Origin of the sequence: Saccharomonospora sp. NB11 (assembly GCF_015910535.1) — a bacterium.
Lineage (GTDB): Bacteria > Actinomycetota > Actinomycetes > Mycobacteriales > Pseudonocardiaceae > Saccharomonospora.
In genome coordinates this window covers 206,966-221,842 of the sequence record NZ_JACBJG010000001.1, presented here as the reverse complement: position 1 = coordinate 221,842, position 14,877 = coordinate 206,966, and the positions used below count along the sequence as shown (strand labels likewise).

At 70.8% G+C, this 14,877-nt stretch carries 13 protein-coding genes; 10 read left to right on the top strand and 3 right to left on the bottom strand.

Annotation, left to right across the window (positions count from 1 at the left end):
- Positions 1–38 precede the first annotated feature (38 nt).
- The 3 genes from mfd (at position 39) to JAV51_RS01010 (ending at position 5,722) form a co-directional block, all read left to right on the top strand.
- Positions 39–3,641, top strand: a complete 3,603-nt coding sequence (gene mfd / locus JAV51_RS01020) for a transcription-repair coupling factor (protein WP_197318673.1) — start codon at positions 39–41, stop codon at positions 3,639–3,641.
- 114 nt (positions 3,642–3,755) lie between these two features.
- A complete protein-coding gene (locus JAV51_RS01015) occupies positions 3,756–4,757 on the top strand; it encodes a hypothetical protein (protein ID WP_197318672.1) in 1,002 nt (333 codons plus the stop codon).
- Entirely contained in the window at positions 4,754–5,722 is a 969-nt protein-coding gene (locus JAV51_RS01010) for a MazG family protein (protein ID WP_197318671.1), read from the top strand. Before JAV51_RS01015 ends, JAV51_RS01010 begins: the two co-directional genes overlap by 4 nt.
- 2 nt (positions 5,723–5,724) lie before the next feature.
- On the opposite strand, the gene JAV51_RS01005 is transcribed toward JAV51_RS01010, so the two are convergent.
- Entirely contained in the window at positions 5,725–6,138 is a 414-nt protein-coding gene (locus JAV51_RS01005) for a M48 family metallopeptidase (protein ID WP_197318670.1), read from the bottom strand.
- 178 nt (positions 6,139–6,316) lie between these two features.
- Here JAV51_RS01005 and JAV51_RS01000 point away from each other — a divergent pair, with 178 nt between their 5' ends.
- From JAV51_RS01000 to JAV51_RS00975, 6 genes are all read left to right on the top strand, one after another.
- Positions 6,317–6,838 carry a VOC family protein gene (locus tag JAV51_RS01000; RefSeq protein WP_197318669.1) on the top strand — a complete coding sequence of 174 codons (522 nt, stop codon included), beginning with the start codon at positions 6,317–6,319 and terminating at the stop codon, positions 6,836–6,838.
- 134 nt (positions 6,839–6,972) lie between these two features.
- On the top strand, positions 6,973–8,259 hold the full coding sequence (gene eno, locus JAV51_RS00995; RefSeq protein ID WP_197318668.1) for a phosphopyruvate hydratase: 1,287 nt from the start codon (positions 6,973–6,975) through the stop codon (positions 8,257–8,259).
- A gap of 5 nt (positions 8,260–8,264) precedes the next feature.
- The gene (locus JAV51_RS00990) at positions 8,265–8,780 is read left to right on the top strand and encodes a septum formation initiator family protein (protein WP_197318667.1); all 516 of its coding nucleotides are present in this window, start codon (positions 8,265–8,267) and stop codon (positions 8,778–8,780) included.
- Positions 8,777–9,283, top strand: coding sequence for a DUF501 domain-containing protein (locus JAV51_RS00985; RefSeq protein WP_307845703.1), 507 nt, complete (start codon positions 8,777–8,779; stop codon positions 9,281–9,283). The genes JAV51_RS00990 and JAV51_RS00985 overlap by 4 nt, the downstream gene beginning before the upstream one ends.
- 108 nt (positions 9,284–9,391) lie before the next feature.
- On the top strand, positions 9,392–10,933 hold the full coding sequence (locus JAV51_RS00980) for a lytic murein transglycosylase (protein ID WP_197318665.1): 1,542 nt from the start codon (positions 9,392–9,394) through the stop codon (positions 10,931–10,933).
- A 10-nt stretch (positions 10,934–10,943) separates the two neighbouring features.
- Complete coding sequence (locus JAV51_RS00975; protein WP_197318664.1) at positions 10,944–11,900, top strand: Ppx/GppA phosphatase family protein; 957 nt, start codon at positions 10,944–10,946, stop codon at positions 11,898–11,900.
- Positions 11,901–12,016: 116 nt separating this feature from the next.
- On the opposite strand, the gene JAV51_RS00970 is transcribed toward JAV51_RS00975, so the two are convergent.
- Positions 12,017–13,495, bottom strand: coding sequence for a S10 family peptidase (locus tag JAV51_RS00970; RefSeq protein ID WP_197318663.1), 1,479 nt, complete (start codon positions 13,493–13,495; stop codon positions 12,017–12,019).
- A 32-nt stretch (positions 13,496–13,527) separates the two neighbouring features.
- Here JAV51_RS00970 and JAV51_RS00965 point away from each other — a divergent pair, with 32 nt between their 5' ends.
- Positions 13,528–14,235: a uracil-DNA glycosylase gene (locus JAV51_RS00965; protein WP_197318662.1), complete on the top strand. Its 708-nt coding sequence runs from the start codon at positions 13,528–13,530 to the stop codon at positions 14,233–14,235.
- A gap of 144 nt (positions 14,236–14,379) precedes the next feature.
- Here JAV51_RS00965 and JAV51_RS00960 read toward each other — a convergent pair whose 3' ends face one another.
- A complete protein-coding gene (locus tag JAV51_RS00960) occupies positions 14,380–14,742 on the bottom strand; it encodes an antibiotic biosynthesis monooxygenase (protein WP_197318661.1) in 363 nt (120 codons plus the stop codon).
- Between the last annotated feature and the right edge of the window lie 135 nt (positions 14,743–14,877).

Here is a 14,877-nt window from a genome sequence, read left to right as displayed (position 1 = left end):
GCAGGGGTGTGTCTCGTGTTGAGGGGAAGAACGCGTCCGTGACCGAATCGCCCACCGGCTCGTCGTCCGGATCACTCACCGGACTGCTGTCCGCACTGCTGTCCGACCCCGCCGTCCGTGGTGTCGTGGACCGCGCGGGTGCGCCGTTGCTGGACCTCGACGGTCCCGCCGCCGTGCACCAGGTCGTGGTGGCCGCGCTCGCCGCGGAGGAGGGCGCGGGCCGTCCCGTCCTGGCCGTCACTCCCACGGGACGGCAGGCCGACGAACTGACGTCCGCGCTCGTCAGCCTGCTCGGTCGTGACGCGGTCGCCGACTTCCCGTCGTGGGAGACGCTGCCTCACGAACGGCTGTCGCCGCGCGCCGACACCGTCGGCAGGCGGCTGGAGGTGCTGCGCCGACTCGCGTCGGCCGACCACGGGGGACTGCGCGTGGTCGTGGCCACGGTGCGCAGCCTGATCCAGCCGATGGCGCCGGGCCTCGGCGACCTGCACCCCGTCGAGCTGCGCGTGGGGGAGGAGAGCGACTTCGAGAGCGTGCTCGAACGGCTCGTCGAACTCGCCTACACCCGCGTCGACATGGTCGAGAAGCGCGGTGAGTTCGCCGTCCGAGGCGGCATCCTCGACGTGTTCGGCCCGACGGCGGAGCACCCTCACCGCATCGAGTTCTGGGGTGACGAGGTCAGCGAGATCCGGGCCTTCGCGGTGAGCGATCAGCGGTCGCTGCCGGGCGAGATCTCCGAGTTCGTGGCGCCGCCGTGTCGGGAGGTGCTGCTGACTCCGGAGGTCAAGGAGCGGGCGGCGGCGTTGGCCCGCGCGCACGAGTCGGACACCCAGCTCCGGGAGATGCTCGACAAGCTGGCCGACGGCATCCCGTGCGAGGGGATGGAGGCGCTCATCCCGGTGCTGTGCGAGGGGGAGCTGGAGCTGCTCACCGACGCCGTGCCGAAGGGCGCCCACGTGGTGCTGACCGACCCGGAGAAGATCCGCGCCAGGGCCGCCGACCTCGTGCGGACCGGTCAGGAGTTCCTGGAGGCGTCGTGGATGACCGCGGCCGACGGTGGCGGCGCCCCGATCGACCTCGGCGCGTCGGCCTACCGTGACCTCGACGAGGTACGCACCCACGCGACGGACACCGGCCGCTGCTGGTGGACGCTCTCGCAGCTCACCAGCGAGGACGACGTCCACCACGTGGCGATCGAGGCCGCACCCGCGTACCGGGGCGAGCTCGACCGGGTGGCCACCGACCTGCGGGCCCACACCGCCTCGGGCGGGGCCGCCGTGGTCGTCGTCGCGGGAGCGGGCACGGCGAAGCGGGCCGTCGAACAGCTCTCCGCCGCCGACGTGCCCACGACGCTGGCCGCCGAGGGAATGACCACCGAACCCAAGCCCGGCGTGGTGACGGTGACCTGCGGTGGAGTGTCCGACGGCTTCGTCGTGCCCGGCAGCGCGCTCGTCGTGCTGAGCGAGGCCGACATCACCGGGCGCGGTGCCACCGCGGGTCGCGCCAAGGTGGACCTCAACACGAAGATGCCGTCGCGTCGCCGCAACGCCGTCGACCCGCTCGCGCTCAAGTCGGGCGACTACGTCGTGCACGAACAGCACGGCATCGGCCGGTTCGTCGAGATGGTGCGGCGCACGGTCGGCGGGGCCACGCGCGAGTACCTCGTGCTGGAGTACGCGCCGTCGAAGCGCGGGCATCCCGGCGACCGGTTGTTCGTGCCGACCGACCAGCTCGACGAGGTGACCCGTTACGTCGGTGGCGAGGTCCCGTCGCTGAACAAGCTCGGCGGCTCCGACTGGAGCAAGACCAAGGCCAAAGCGCGCAAGGCGGTCAAGGAGATCGCCGCGGAACTCGTGCAGCTCTACGCCGCCCGGCAGGCCGCGCCGGGGCACGCGTTCGGCCCGGACACCCCGTGGCAGCGGGAGCTGGAGGACGCCTTCCCGTTCACCGAGACGGCCGACCAGCTCGCCGCGATCGACGAGGTCAAGCGCGACATGGAACGCGGCGTGCCGATGGACCGCGTGATCTGCGGCGACGTCGGCTACGGCAAGACCGAGATCGCCGTCCGGGCGGCGTTCAAAGCCGTCCAGGACGGCAAGCAGGTGGTCGTCCTCGTGCCCACCACGCTGCTCGCCCAGCAGCACCTGGCGACGTTCACCGAGCGCATGCGCTCCTTCCCGGTGACGATCAAGGGGCTGTCGCGGTTCACGGACCCGTCGGAGGCCGAGCAGGTGTTGACCGGCCTGGCCGAGGGCGAGGTCGACATCGTCATCGGAACCCACCGCCTGTTGCAGTCCGGCGTCCGGTACAAGGACCTCGGTCTGGTGATCGTCGACGAGGAACAGCGGTTCGGCGTCGAGCACAAGGAACACATCAAGGCGCTGCGGACCCACGTCGACGTGCTCACCATGTCGGCGACCCCGATTCCGCGCACTCTGGAGATGAGCATGGCGGGCATCCGGGAGATGTCCACCATCCTGACCCCGCCCGAGGACCGGCACCCGATCCTCACCTACGTCGGCGCCTACGACGACAAGCAGGTCGCGGCGGCCATCCGGCGGGAGCTGCTGCGCGACGGTCAGGTCTTCTACGTGCACAACAAGGTGTCGTCCATCGAGAAGGCCGCGCGCCACATCCGGGAACTCGTGCCCGAGGCCCGCGTGGTGACCGCGCACGGCCAGATGAACGAGCATCGGCTCGAACAGATCATCCAGGGCTTCTGGGAGCGCGAGTACGACGTCCTCGTGTGCACCACCATCGTCGAGACCGGGTTGGACATCTCGAACGCGAACACCTTGATCGTGGAACGCGGCGACCTGCTCGGGCTGGCGCAGCTCCACCAGCTCCGGGGCCGGGTCGGGCGTGGCCGCGAGCGCGGGTACGCGTACTTCCTGTATCCGTCGGACAAGCCGTTGACCGAGACCGCGCACGACCGGCTCGCGACGATCGCGCAGAACACCGAGCTCGGCGCCGGCATGGCCGTGGCGATGAAGGACCTGGAGATCCGCGGCGCGGGCAACATCCTCGGCGCGGAGCAGTCGGGACACATCGCGGGCGTCGGGTTCGACCTCTACGTGCGACTCGTGGGCGAGGCCGTGGACGTCTTCCGCAAGCACGCGGGCGCGGAGGGAGTCGCCGAGGAGGAGGCCGCCCCGACCGAGGTCAGGGTGGACTTGCCGGTGGACGCGCACATCCCGCACGACTACGTGCCGGGCGAGCGGTTGCGGTTGGAGGCGTACCGCAAGATCGCCACGGCGACGGACACCGCGGAGCTGGACTCGGTGCGCGAGGAACTCGTCGACCGCTACGGCAGGACGCCGGAGCCGGTGGACCGCCTGCTCGCCGTGGCCGCGTTCCGGCAGGTGTGCCGCGAGGCGGGCGTCACCGAGGTGACCGTGCAGGGCAAGAACCTCCGGTTCGCGCCGCTGGAGCTCGCGGACTCGCAGCTTGTGCGGCTGCGGCGGCTGTATCCCAAGGCCGTGTACAAGGCCGCGACGCGGACGGTGTCCGTGCCGCGGCCGACGGAAGGACCGGCGGGCGGCCGGATCGGGGCACCGGTGTTGCGGGACGAGGCACTGCTGGACTGGTGTGCCACGTTCGTCCGGTCGGTGACGAAGCAGCCTGCCGCCGTCGGGGCCTGAGGGCAGCAGGGGCGGGCCGGTGCATCGGAGGCCGGTCTGCGGGAGTCGGCGGCGCGGAGGCACCGACGATCCGCTCTTGCGGTCGTGTGCGGGGTGTGTGAGAAAGTACGCGCTGTGATTCGGACCATCCGTCGTTCCCGCAGCCGTTCCAGCCATTCCGGCCCGTTCCGACGTTCCGCGGGCCTGGTCGCCACCGTCGCCACCGCGCTCGTACTCACGGCGTGTGGCTCGGGCCCGAGCACCACGAACGCGGCCATCGTCGTCGGCGATCGGACCATCGCTCTCGACGACGTGCAGTCCGAGATCCAGTGGTTGCTCGACAATTCCCCGCAGGCCAAGCAGGCGCAGGACCAGGGCAGCTTGAGCCTGATCAGCCGGGAGCTCGTGCGTAGCCGTGTCGTGCACGAGCTGGTGAGCGTGGCCGCGCAGCGGGAGAACCTGCGTGTCGACGAGACCGCGGTCGACGAGCTGGTGGAGGCCGCCGGTGGTGTCGAGACGGCCGCGCGCAACATCGCCGTCGAGCCGGACCGCGTCCGCGACGTCGCCCGCGACCAGCTCCTGTTGGAAGAGCTCGGCCGTGCGGTGCAGGACCGACTGACCGTCCACTACGTCGGCGCGATGATCACCGAGTCGACCGTCGAGGCCACCGACTCCGAGGTGGCGCGTGAGCTGGGTCGGCGGATCGCCGCGAACCCCGGCGACGTCGAGACGATCCTGCGCGAGTCCGGTCACGAGGTGATCGACCGGACGGTGTCGCTGTCGGAGACGTTGGCCGAAGACCCCGAGCTGGCGATCAGCGCGGTGTTCGGCGCCCCGCAGGGCTCCGTCGTCGTGATCCAGCCGAGTCAGCAGCGGGTCGGCTGGCTGGTCGCGTTGATCGAGGAGCGCAGCGAGCAGTCCGGCGCGCCCCGGCAGGATGGCGAGCAGGCCGCGCAGCCGGTGGACCCCCAGTTGCTGTACTGGGCCGGGCTGCGTCAGCTCCAGCCGATCGCCGACGAACTCGGTGTGGAGATCAACCCTCGCTTCGGCGTCTGGGACGACACCGGTCTCGCCCCCGCTCCCAGTGAGGGCGAGCTCTCGGGTCACGTGTGGGAATCCCGTACTGTGCAGCCATGACGTCGTATCCGATCGCGGCGGCGACGGTCGTGCTGATCTCGCCCGCGACGCCGGAGGTTCTGCCCGCAGCGGCGTGGCCCGTCCTTCGGTCAGCGGAGGCCGTCTACGCCGCCGCGGACCTGCCCGAGGTCACCCGTGCGGCACTCGACGCCAAGGCGGCGCCGCATCCGGAGGTGCTCGCGCGGGTGCCGCGGGTCGTGCTGCTCGCCGCGAGCCTCGACGACCCCGGCGCGGCCGAACTCGTGCGCCGGGGAGCCGCCGTGATCGAGACCCCGGTGCCGCCGCTGGTGCGCGCGGTGGAGGTCATGGACCGGCTGCGGTCGCCCGGCGGTTGCCCGTGGGACGCCGCGCAGACTCACGAGTCGCTGTTGCAGTACCTCGTGGAGGAGACCTACGAACTGCTCGACGCCATCGAGCAGCAGGACCGCGCGGCGATGCGGGAGGAGCTCGGCGACGTCCTGCTCCAGGTGCTCTTCCACGCCAGGGTGGCCGCCGAGCACGACAGCGACCCGTTCGACGTCGACGCCGTCGCCGACGAGCTTGTCACCAAGCTCGTCAACCGGCATCCGCACATCTTCACCGACGGCGACGCGGTGCACACGCCGGAGCACCAGCAGCAACGCTGGGAGCAGCTCAAGCAGGCGGAGAAGCAGCGGGAGTCCGTGATCGACGGGATCGCTTTGGGCCAACCCGCCGCCGCGTTGGCGGGCAAGCTCGGTCAGCGCACCGGACGTCGGGAGCTGCCGTTCGACCTGTTCCCCGCGGGCGCCGACGAGGGCTCGAAGCTCTTCCGCATCGCCGCCGCCGCGCGGCGGGCGGGTGTCGATCCCGAGGGCGCGTTGCGCGCGGTGGCGAAGGACTTCGCGGCGAAGGTCCGGGCGGCCGAGTCGCAGGCTCGTCGGCACGGGGTGGACCCTGCCCGGCTCGACGCCGAGGGCTGGCGTCGGTTCTGGCCGCGCGGCTGAGGTCAGTCGTCCCCGCCGAGTGCGACGCGGGCCGACACGTGGTCGAGCGCGTCCCGGTACTCGGGGGTCGGGTGCATCGCCGTGGCCATGCGGAGCTGCGCCAACGCCTCCCGCCACCGCCCGAGTCGCTGCAACGTCCGGCCGAGCACGAGCCGTGCGTAGTGGTCGGTGGGGTCGAGTTCGACGACCTTCGTCAACGCCGCCTCGGCCCGGTTGAGCTGCGCCGAGTGGAAGTACGCGCGCCCCGCGAGCAGTTGCACGCTCGGCTTGTCGGGATCGGAGTCCAACAACGGCTTCAGCGCGTCGAGCGCGTCGAGCGGCCGGTCGCGCACCAGCTTCTCCGCCCGGCGGAACGCGGCCACCCGCTCGCCGCCGGACAAGCCGGGCGAGTGCGGTGGGCGTACCTCGTCAGCCATCAACTCGACGGTACCGCGTGACGGCGGGACGTCGAGAGTTCCGAGAGGTCGCGACTCGATCGTGACCGTGGGTGGCCCTTTGCCGCGAGGTCGTCCGCCCAGGTGGACGAGCCGACGGCCGGGACGATTCGGCGGGGCGGTGAACGGGACGAACCCCGATGTGGTGGACTTTCACGTCATGAGCGACGAAGTCCCGAGGTACCTCGGCCTCGCGCCGTACCTGTACTACACCGACGCGACCGAGGCCGTGGAGTGGTTGACGCGCGTGTTCGGGTTCCGCGAGCGGGTCCGCTACGTCGACGCCGCCGGCGAGGTCTTCCAGGCCACCCTGCTGGCGGGTGAGGCGGAGGTGCAGGTCACCGCCGTCGACTCGACCTACTGGGAGTCGAAGGGCGTGGACGGGCCGGTCGGGCAGCTCAACGTCGTGTACGTGGACGACGTCGACGCCCAGTACGAGCGGGTGCGTGAGGCGGTGGGGGAGTCGGTCGAGCTCACCACGCCCCAGGACCAGCCGTACGGCGCCCGGTTGTTCACGGTCCAGGACGTCGGCGGCAACAGCTGGACCTTCTGGCAGCGCATCTCCGACGTCGTCGACCTGCCCGTGGGCTGGCAGGAGATCCGCGCCGACGAGACCCCGGACGGTGAGGATGCCGCCGAGTCCGTCTCCGGCGAGCCGTCGCGCGACGGCGACCTGGGCTGACCTCCGCTGCGGGATCGCCCTCACACCGTGTCCGCGCTGTGGACGGCTAGTCTGAAACCGTCGGCCGCGCCCGGACGGGCGTGGTCAGGTCCGCGACAGCCCGGCAGTGGCGACAACCGGATGAGGAGCTGAGTGTGGCGGTTATCGAGCAGGTAGGCGCGCGGGAGATCCTGGACTCGCGCGGCAACCCCACGGTCGAGGTCGAGGTCGCTCTCGACGACGGCACCCTGGCGAGGGCGGCGGTGCCCTCGGGTGCGTCGACGGGTGAGCACGAGGCTGTGGAGCTGCGCGACGGCGACACCAAGCGCTACAACGGCAAGGGTGTCGAGCGTGCTGTCGCGGCCGTGTGCGACGAGATCGGTCCGGGTCTGACGGGCGTGGACGCCGTCGAACAGCGCGTCGTCGACCAGCGGCTGCTCGACCTCGACGGGACACCCGACAAGAGCAGGCTCGGCGCGAACGCGATCCTGGGCGTCTCGCTGGCCGTGGCGAAGGCGGCGGCGGAGTCCGCCGAACTGGAGCTGTTCCGTTACCTCGGTGGGCCGAACGCGCACGTGCTGCCCGTGCCGATGATGAACATCCTCAACGGTGGTGCCCACGCCGACACCGACGTGGACATCCAGGAGTTCATGATCGCGCCGATCGGTGCCGAGTCGTTCCGCGAGGCGCTGCGGTGGGGCGCCGAGGTGTACCACGCGCTCAAGTCGGTGCTCAAGAGCAAGGGCCTGGCCACGGGGCTGGGCGACGAGGGCGGTTTCGCCCCGAACCTGCCGAACAACCGCGAGGCGCTCGACCTCATCCTCAGCGCCATCGAGAAGGCGGGCTACCGGCCGGGCCGGGACGTCGCGCTGGCGCTCGACGTGGCGGCCACGGAGTTCTTCTCTGACGGCGCCTACCAGTTCGAGGGCACCAAGCGCAGCGCCGCCGACATGGCCGCCTACTACACCGAGCTGGTCGACGCGTACCCGCTCGTGTCGATCGAGGACCCGCTGTCGGAGGACGACTGGGACGGCTGGGTGCAGCTCACCTCCGAACTCGGCTCGCGGGTGCAGCTCGTGGGTGACGACCTGTTCGTCACCAACCCGGACCGGCTGGAGGAGGGCATCTCGCGTGGTGCCGCCAACGCCCTGCTGGTCAAGGTGAACCAGATCGGCACGTTGTCGGAGACCCTCGACGCCGTGCAGCTCGCGACGTCGTGCGGCTACAAGTCGATGATGAGCCACCGGTCCGGCGAGACCGAGGACACGACCATCGCCGACCTCGCCGTGGCCACGGGCGTGGGCCAGATCAAGACCGGTGCCCCGGCGCGGAGCGAGCGGGTCGCCAAGTACAACCAGCTCCTGCGCATCGAGGAGGCGCTCGCCGACGCCGCGCGTTACGCGGGTGATCTGGCCTTCCCGAGGTTCAACGCGGAGGGCTGACCGGCGTGGCCGAGCGCGGCAGACCGCGAAGCAGACGCGGCGGGGGAAAGGAGACACGCTCCGTCCCCCGCCGTCCCGGTCGGGTGGGCAGGGAACGGCGGGTCGCCCGACTCCGGCGGCTCGGTGCCGTCCGCATGGCCGACGCCGCCAAGGCGCTCGGCCTGTCCACCACCCGGCGCGCCGCCTTGGTGGCCATCGTGGTGTGCGCGCTCGCGTTCACGATCGCCGTCCCGTTGCGCACCTACCTGTCGCAGCGGGCGGACGTCGCCGCGCACGAGCGTCAGGTGCAGCGGCTGGAAGCGGAGGTCGCGGAGCTGGAGAAGCGTCGGGACGAGCTGCGGGACCCCGCGCAGGTGGAGGCCGAGGCCCGACGGAGACTGCGTTACGTGATGCCGGGTGAGACGCCGTACATCGTGCAGTTCCCCGAGGATCGCGCGCAGTCCGGTACCGGGACCGACGACGGCGCCTCCGAGCCGGAGCCTTGGTACGAGATGGTGTGGAACAGCGTGACGGAGAGGTGAGTCCGATCGAGTTCGAGCCGGTGACCGACACCGACCGCGAGGTCATCAGGCAGCAGTTGGGCAGGCCGCCTCGGGCGCTGCGTGCCGTCGCGGCCCGGTGTCCCAGTGGTCACCCCGCCGTGGTGCAGACGAATCCACGCCTGGAGGACGGCACACCGTTCCCGACGCTCTACTACCTGACGTGCCCCACGCTGTCGTCGATGGTGGGTCGGCTGGAGGCGTCGGGAATCATGCGCGAGATGACGGCGCGCCTGGCCGACGACCCGGAGCTCGCCGAGACGTACCGGAAGGCACACGAGTCCTACCTCGCGCAGCGCGACGCCATCGAGCCGTTGGGCCACCAGGTGACGGCCGGGGGCATGCCGACGCGGGTGAAGTGCCTGCACGTCCACCTCGCGCACACGCTCGCGTGCGGTCCCGGTGTGAACCCGTTCGGGGACGAGACGCTGCGCCTCTTGCGTGAGGACGGGTGGCCGCTCGGTGATTGCGCGCAACCGCGTTAGTCCTTCCGGGGTAATCCGCGTTTGATTCGTTCCCGAGGGGGTGAAACCCCCGGAGGGTTTGCGGCAGGCTGGGAACGGCTCGACGTGGTCGGCGGGGAGGATTCGAACGTGGGTGCTCGCGGTGGCTCGGGCGCGTCCGCGCGGTCCGGTATCGGACGCAAGGCCGCCGTCGCGATGCTCAGCGGTTCGCTCGCCATCCTCCCGTTGCTCGTCGTCAGTGACGGCACCGCGCGGTGGTGGAACCTGTCGGAACGGCACGGCACCGCTCCGTCCCCACTGGACGTCGACCGGCCTCAGGCGTTGGGGCCGGTGTCGGTCGACGGAAGCCTCCCGGACTCGGTCACGCCCGAGGAGCTGAGCCTCGACGAACCCTCCGAGGGCAGCCTCGGCATTCCTCGTTCGGCGCTCGACGCCTACCGGCGTGCGGCGGAGCGAGTGGCCGCCGAGTACCCGGGCTGCCACCTCGACTGGGCACTGCTCGCCAGCATCGGCCGGATCGAGTCGAACCACGCGTCCGGCGGGTACGTCGACTCCAACGGTGACACGTTGGAGGTCATTCTCGGTCCGGTGCTCGACGGCAAGGGTAACGTCGCCGCGATCGCCGACACCGACGGTGGTCGGTACGACGGCGACACGACGTGGGACCGAGCCGTGGGGCCGATGCAGTTCATCCCGTCGACGTGGGAGCGTTACGCCGCCGACGGCAACGGCGACGGGATCTCCGACCCGAACAACGTCCACGACGCGGCCGTCGCGGCGGGGCGGTACCTGTGCTCCGGCGGGGTCGACCTGTCGGATGCCGAGCAGCTTCGCGCCGCCGTCTACCGCTACAACAACTCGTGGGCCTACGTGGACACGGTGATCCGCTGGGCCAAGGCGTACCGCAGCGGTGTGACGACCCTGCCCGACAGCGACCTGCCTTCTGCAGTGCCCGACATCCTGCTCGCCGACGGCGGGAGCCGCCCCCACGACGGCTCCTTCGGCGCGCATCCGCCCTCGGGCGGGGCGGAACCGACCCAGCCGTCGGAGACCACGGAGCCCGATCGGCCGGGCTCGCCGGACGAGTCCACCGATCCGACTCCGCACCCCACGGAACCGAAGCCCACCGACCCGCCTGTCACGGACCCGACAGACCCCGGTGAGCCCACGGACCCGGACGAGCCGACGGAGCCGGAGCCCACGGAACCGGAGCCCGAACCCACGGAACCCGAGGAGCCGACCGAGCCCGAGGAGCCCGAACCCACGGAGCCGAGTGAGCCCGAGCCGACGGAGCCTGCGGAGCCGGAGCCCACGGAGCCGAACGAGCCGGAGCCCACGATGCCCGAGCCTCAGCCGTGCACTCCGGAGGACCCGGCCGACGACGCCGAGCCGACGTCGCCTGAGACCGACACGACGGGCGCGTCCGAGTCCGCCGAACCGACCACGCCGGCGGAACCGACCGAGTCGACCGACCCGTCGGAAACGACCGAGCCCTCCGCGCCCGGTACCTCCGACCCGAGCGACCCGGCCGATTCCATCGACCCGCCGTGCGAGGACGACGAGACCGGCGACGGCACGGGCGAGGGTGACAAATCGAGTGAGGAGCCCGGCACGGCCCCCACGACGACGCCCGAGCAGGTGTCGGCCACGAGGGAGTCGGGAGCCGACTAGGGTTGGCCGCATGCCACGGGTAGCTGCCATCGACTGCGGGACCAACTCCATCCGCCTGCTCGTCGCCGAGCTGACGCACCGGCACGACGGAAGCGTCGACCTTCGCGACCTGCACCGTGAGATGCGAATCGTGCGACTCGGCCAGGGTGTCGACGCCACCGGGGGGCTCGCGCCCGAGGCGCTGGAGAGGACCCGGGAGGCACTCAAGGCGTACGCGGTGGCGGCCCGCCGCAAGGGTGTGGAGCGGGTGCGCATGGTCGCGACCTCGGCCACCCGCGACGCGAGCAATCGCGACGAGTTCTTCTCGATGACCCGGGAGTTGCTCGGAACCGAGGCGGAGGTCATCAGCGGCGACGAAGAGGCCCGCCTGTCGTTCGCGGGAGCGGTGGGGGAGCAGGACCCCGACGACGGTCCGTTCCTCGTGGTGGACGTCGGAGGCGGGTCCACCGAGCTCGTGCTGGGCACCTGGGACGGTCGTCGGGCGGACGTGTGGGCGGCCCGCTCGGTGGACATCGGGTGTGTGCGCATCACCGAGCGCGTCCTGCGGTCCGACCCGCCCACGGCCGACGAGATCGCCGAGGCCCGTGAGCTCGTGGTGCGCACGCTGGAGCCCGCGTTCGAGGCCGTGGACGTGTCGAAGGCGAGCCGGTGGATCGGTGTCGCGGGCACCGTGACGACCCTGTCGGCGCTCGCCCAGAAACTTCCCGAGTACGACTCGGAGCGCACACACCTGTCGACGATCGCGCGAACCGACCTCGACACGGTGGTGGAGGAGGTGCTCGCCGCCGACCACGAGACCAGGGCGGCGAACCCGGTGATCCACCCAGGCCGGGTCGACGTCCTCGGCGGTGGCAGCCTGATCGTGCGCACTCTCGCCGAGGAGATCGCCCGGCGCGGCGGCCCTGCCGACCCGCTCGTGGTGAGTGAGCACGACATCCTCGACGGCATCGCGCTTTCGCTGGCCTGAGTCGCTCGTTCACTCTCTGTCCTGACGCGACACTCGCGTTAGGGCAGTCCGACTAGGAGCGGCGTCGCCGCGGTCGTGGCCGAATCCCGCTGTCGGCCACGACCGCGAAACGCATGTCAGCGGTTGGAGCTCTCCGCCACGAATCGCGCGAGGTCACGCGACTGCTGCACGCGTGAGGGCTCGTGCACGTACATCATGTGGCCTGCCGGGTAGTAGGCCGTGTCGATGTTGCCGCGCAGCTCCTCCGGGATCTGGAGCTGGGCGAGCACGTGCTCGGCGGCGTAGTGCGGAGTGGCGCCGTCGTAGTAGCCGAACGCCACGTGCACCTTCAGGTGCGGGTTGGCTCGCATGGCCGACGACAGGTCGTTCACCACGGAGATCGGCCTGCCTTCGAAGTCCGAATAGGACCACTCGCGGTTGACGTCGAGCGACAGGATCTCGTACGGCAGGTCGTTGGCGTAACCGAGTTCGCTGCGCACGTAGTGGTTGAACGCCGCCGAGTACGCGCCGATGATGCGGGAGATCGACGCGTCGTCGCTCATGTGCTCGCGTCCGCCGTCGGGCTCCCACGTCGTGAAGCGGCCGTCCATCCGACCGGTGGTGAGTCCCTTGTCCCGCAACAGTTCCGTGAAGAACCGCACGTGTTCGATGCGGAGATTCACGCGATCCACATAGGACTCGGAAAGTCCGGTGAGGCGCGCGAGTCGGGCGACGAGGTCGGCGCGCTCGTCCGCCGACAGCCGGGAGCCCCTGGCCAACGCCCACGGCAGGTCGCGCGAGGCGAACTCCTCCGCCTCGGTCAGCACCTCGTCGAGCGGCCGGTCGCCGTGCTTGCCGTGGTAGTGCGCGATCGCCGCGTACGTCGGCACGTACGTCGAGTACGGCAGGTCGTTGCCCTCGTGGAACATCACCGTGCCCATGTCGAGCACCGACGAGATCAGCAACAGGCCGTTCAGGTACAGCCCGTGGCGTTGCTGCAGGTGAGCGGCCAGCGCGGCGGCCCGCAGCGTGCCGTACGACTCGCCGGCCACGAACTTGGGTGACAACCAGCGCCCGTTGCGCGACGTCCAGAGTCGAATCACCTCGCCGACGGCCTCGACGTCGGGCGTGAAGCCGTGGAACTCCTTCGGCTTCTCGCCCTCGACCGTCCGCGAGTACCCCGTGGACACCGGGTCGATGAACACCAGGTCGCTGTGCGCGAGCAGTGTCTCCGGGTTGTCCACCAGCCGGTACGGCGGCGGCTCGGGATCGTCGACGTCGCCCGACACCACACGGCGCGGGCCGAACAACCCGAGGTGCAGCCAGATGCTGGACGAGCCGGGGCCGCCGTTGAAGGCGAAGGTCACCGGTCGCGAGCCCGGCTCGGCCCCGTCGAGCGTGTACGAGGTGAGGAACACCTCGGCCTTGGGCTTGTGGCCGTCGAAGGCGCCGTCCTTGAGCACCTCCTTGCGCAGCACGATGCGTCCCGTGCTGGCCGTGTAGGCGAGTTCCTGCCCGCCCACCGACAGCGTGTGGTGGGTCGTCACCACGTCGTCGCGCGGTTCGGCGGACGCGCCGTCCTTCTCCTGTGCATCCTCGCTGATCTTGTCTGGCATGCGACCAACGTAGGCCACGGGACAATGGTGCGGTGAGTTCGTCGTGGGAGTCGTTGGACCAGCTCGACGCGGCCGTCAGCGAGTGTCGGGCGTGTCCCCGTCTCGTGGAGTGGCGGGAACACGTGGCGCGGACGAAACGCGCGGCGTTCGCCGACGAGACCTACTGGGGGCGTCCGGTGCCCGGCTTCGGGCCCGCCGACGCCTCGCTCGTCATCGTCGGGCTCGCGCCCGCCGCCCACGGCGGGAACCGCACGGGTCGCATGTTCACCGGCGACCGCTCCGGAGACGTCCTCTACCAGGCGCTCTACGACGTGGGTCTGGCCTCGCAGCCGACGGCGACACACCGCGACGACGGCCTCACCCTGCGCGGCACACGCATCACCGCCCCCGTGCACTGCGCCCCGCCAGCGAACAAGCCGACGCCCGCCGAGCGGGACACGTGTCGGCACTGGCTGGCCGACGAACTCGCCCTGCTCCGCCCGACGCTGAAGGCCGTGGTCGTCCTGGGTGCATTCGGCTGGCAGGCGCTGCTGCCGGTGCTCGCCGACGCCGGGTGGATGATCCCGCGTCCCCGGCCGAAGTTCGGCCACGACGTCCACGTGCCCCTCGCCGGGCCCACGCCCCTGCACCTGCTCGGCTGCTACCACGTCTCGCAACAGAACACGTTCACCGGCAGGCTCACCCCGGCCATGCTGCGGTCGGTGCTGGAGCGCGCGAAAGGGCTGGCGGGGATGGGCTGAACCAGGTGCGGGGAACGTCGAGATCGTCGGTCGTCACTGACCTCCGAGCGGTTCTGTCCGAACCTTCAGTCGCGTTACGACCTGGAGCGCGAGAAGGACGTGCTCGCCGCCACGCTGGACCGAATCCGGCCGCTGTCGGTGTGATCAGCCGCGAGCCTCGTCGGTGGCCTCGTCCGAGGATGTGCGGCGAAAGCCGTAGTGGCGTTTGACCTCGGCGACGTGGACCTCGAATTCCTCGTACCACCGCTTCCTGCCGGTCTCGCGAGCGAGCGTGTGTTCGGCGTCCTGCCGCCATGCGGCGATCGAGGCCTCGTCCCGCCAGTACGACACCGTGATGCCCACGCCGTCGCGCACGGAGTCGACGCCGAGGAACCCGGGTTGTCGCGAGGCAAGCTCCACCATCCTGCGGGCCGTCTCGCCGTAGTCGTATGTGTCGTCGGTGAGCCGGGACGTGAAGACCACCGCGTAGTAGGGAGGTTCCGGGAACGTTCGTCTCGGTGACTGCATGGTGTCCGGTGTAGCAGTCGGGTCCGACACGAATTCGCACTCACGGCGTCCGGCCGACGACTCCCCGTCGCCGTCCGCCCGCTCGCGCTGCGACGCCGACTGAATCGTTTGGGTAGCGTGGCGACGCTGGTCACA

Bases quoted from the DNA above. Each gene is read 5' to 3' on its own strand.
- JAV51_RS00975 (WP_197318664.1), top strand. From the start codon at position 10,944: ATGCCACGGGTAGCTGCCATCGACTGCGGGACCAACTCCATCCGCCTG.
- JAV51_RS00960 (WP_197318661.1), bottom strand. From the start codon at position 14,742: ATGCAGTCACCGAGACGAACGTTCCCGGAACCTCCCTACTACGCGGTG.
- JAV51_RS01010 (WP_197318671.1), top strand. From the start codon at position 4,754: ATGACGTCGTATCCGATCGCGGCGGCGACGGTCGTGCTGATCTCGCCC.
- JAV51_RS01005 (WP_197318670.1), bottom strand. From the start codon at position 6,138: ATGGCTGACGAGGTACGCCCACCGCACTCGCCCGGCTTGTCCGGCGGC.
- JAV51_RS01000 (WP_197318669.1), top strand. From the start codon at position 6,317: ATGAGCGACGAAGTCCCGAGGTACCTCGGCCTCGCGCCGTACCTGTAC.
- JAV51_RS00970 (WP_197318663.1), bottom strand. From the start codon at position 13,495: ATGCCAGACAAGATCAGCGAGGATGCACAGGAGAAGGACGGCGCGTCC.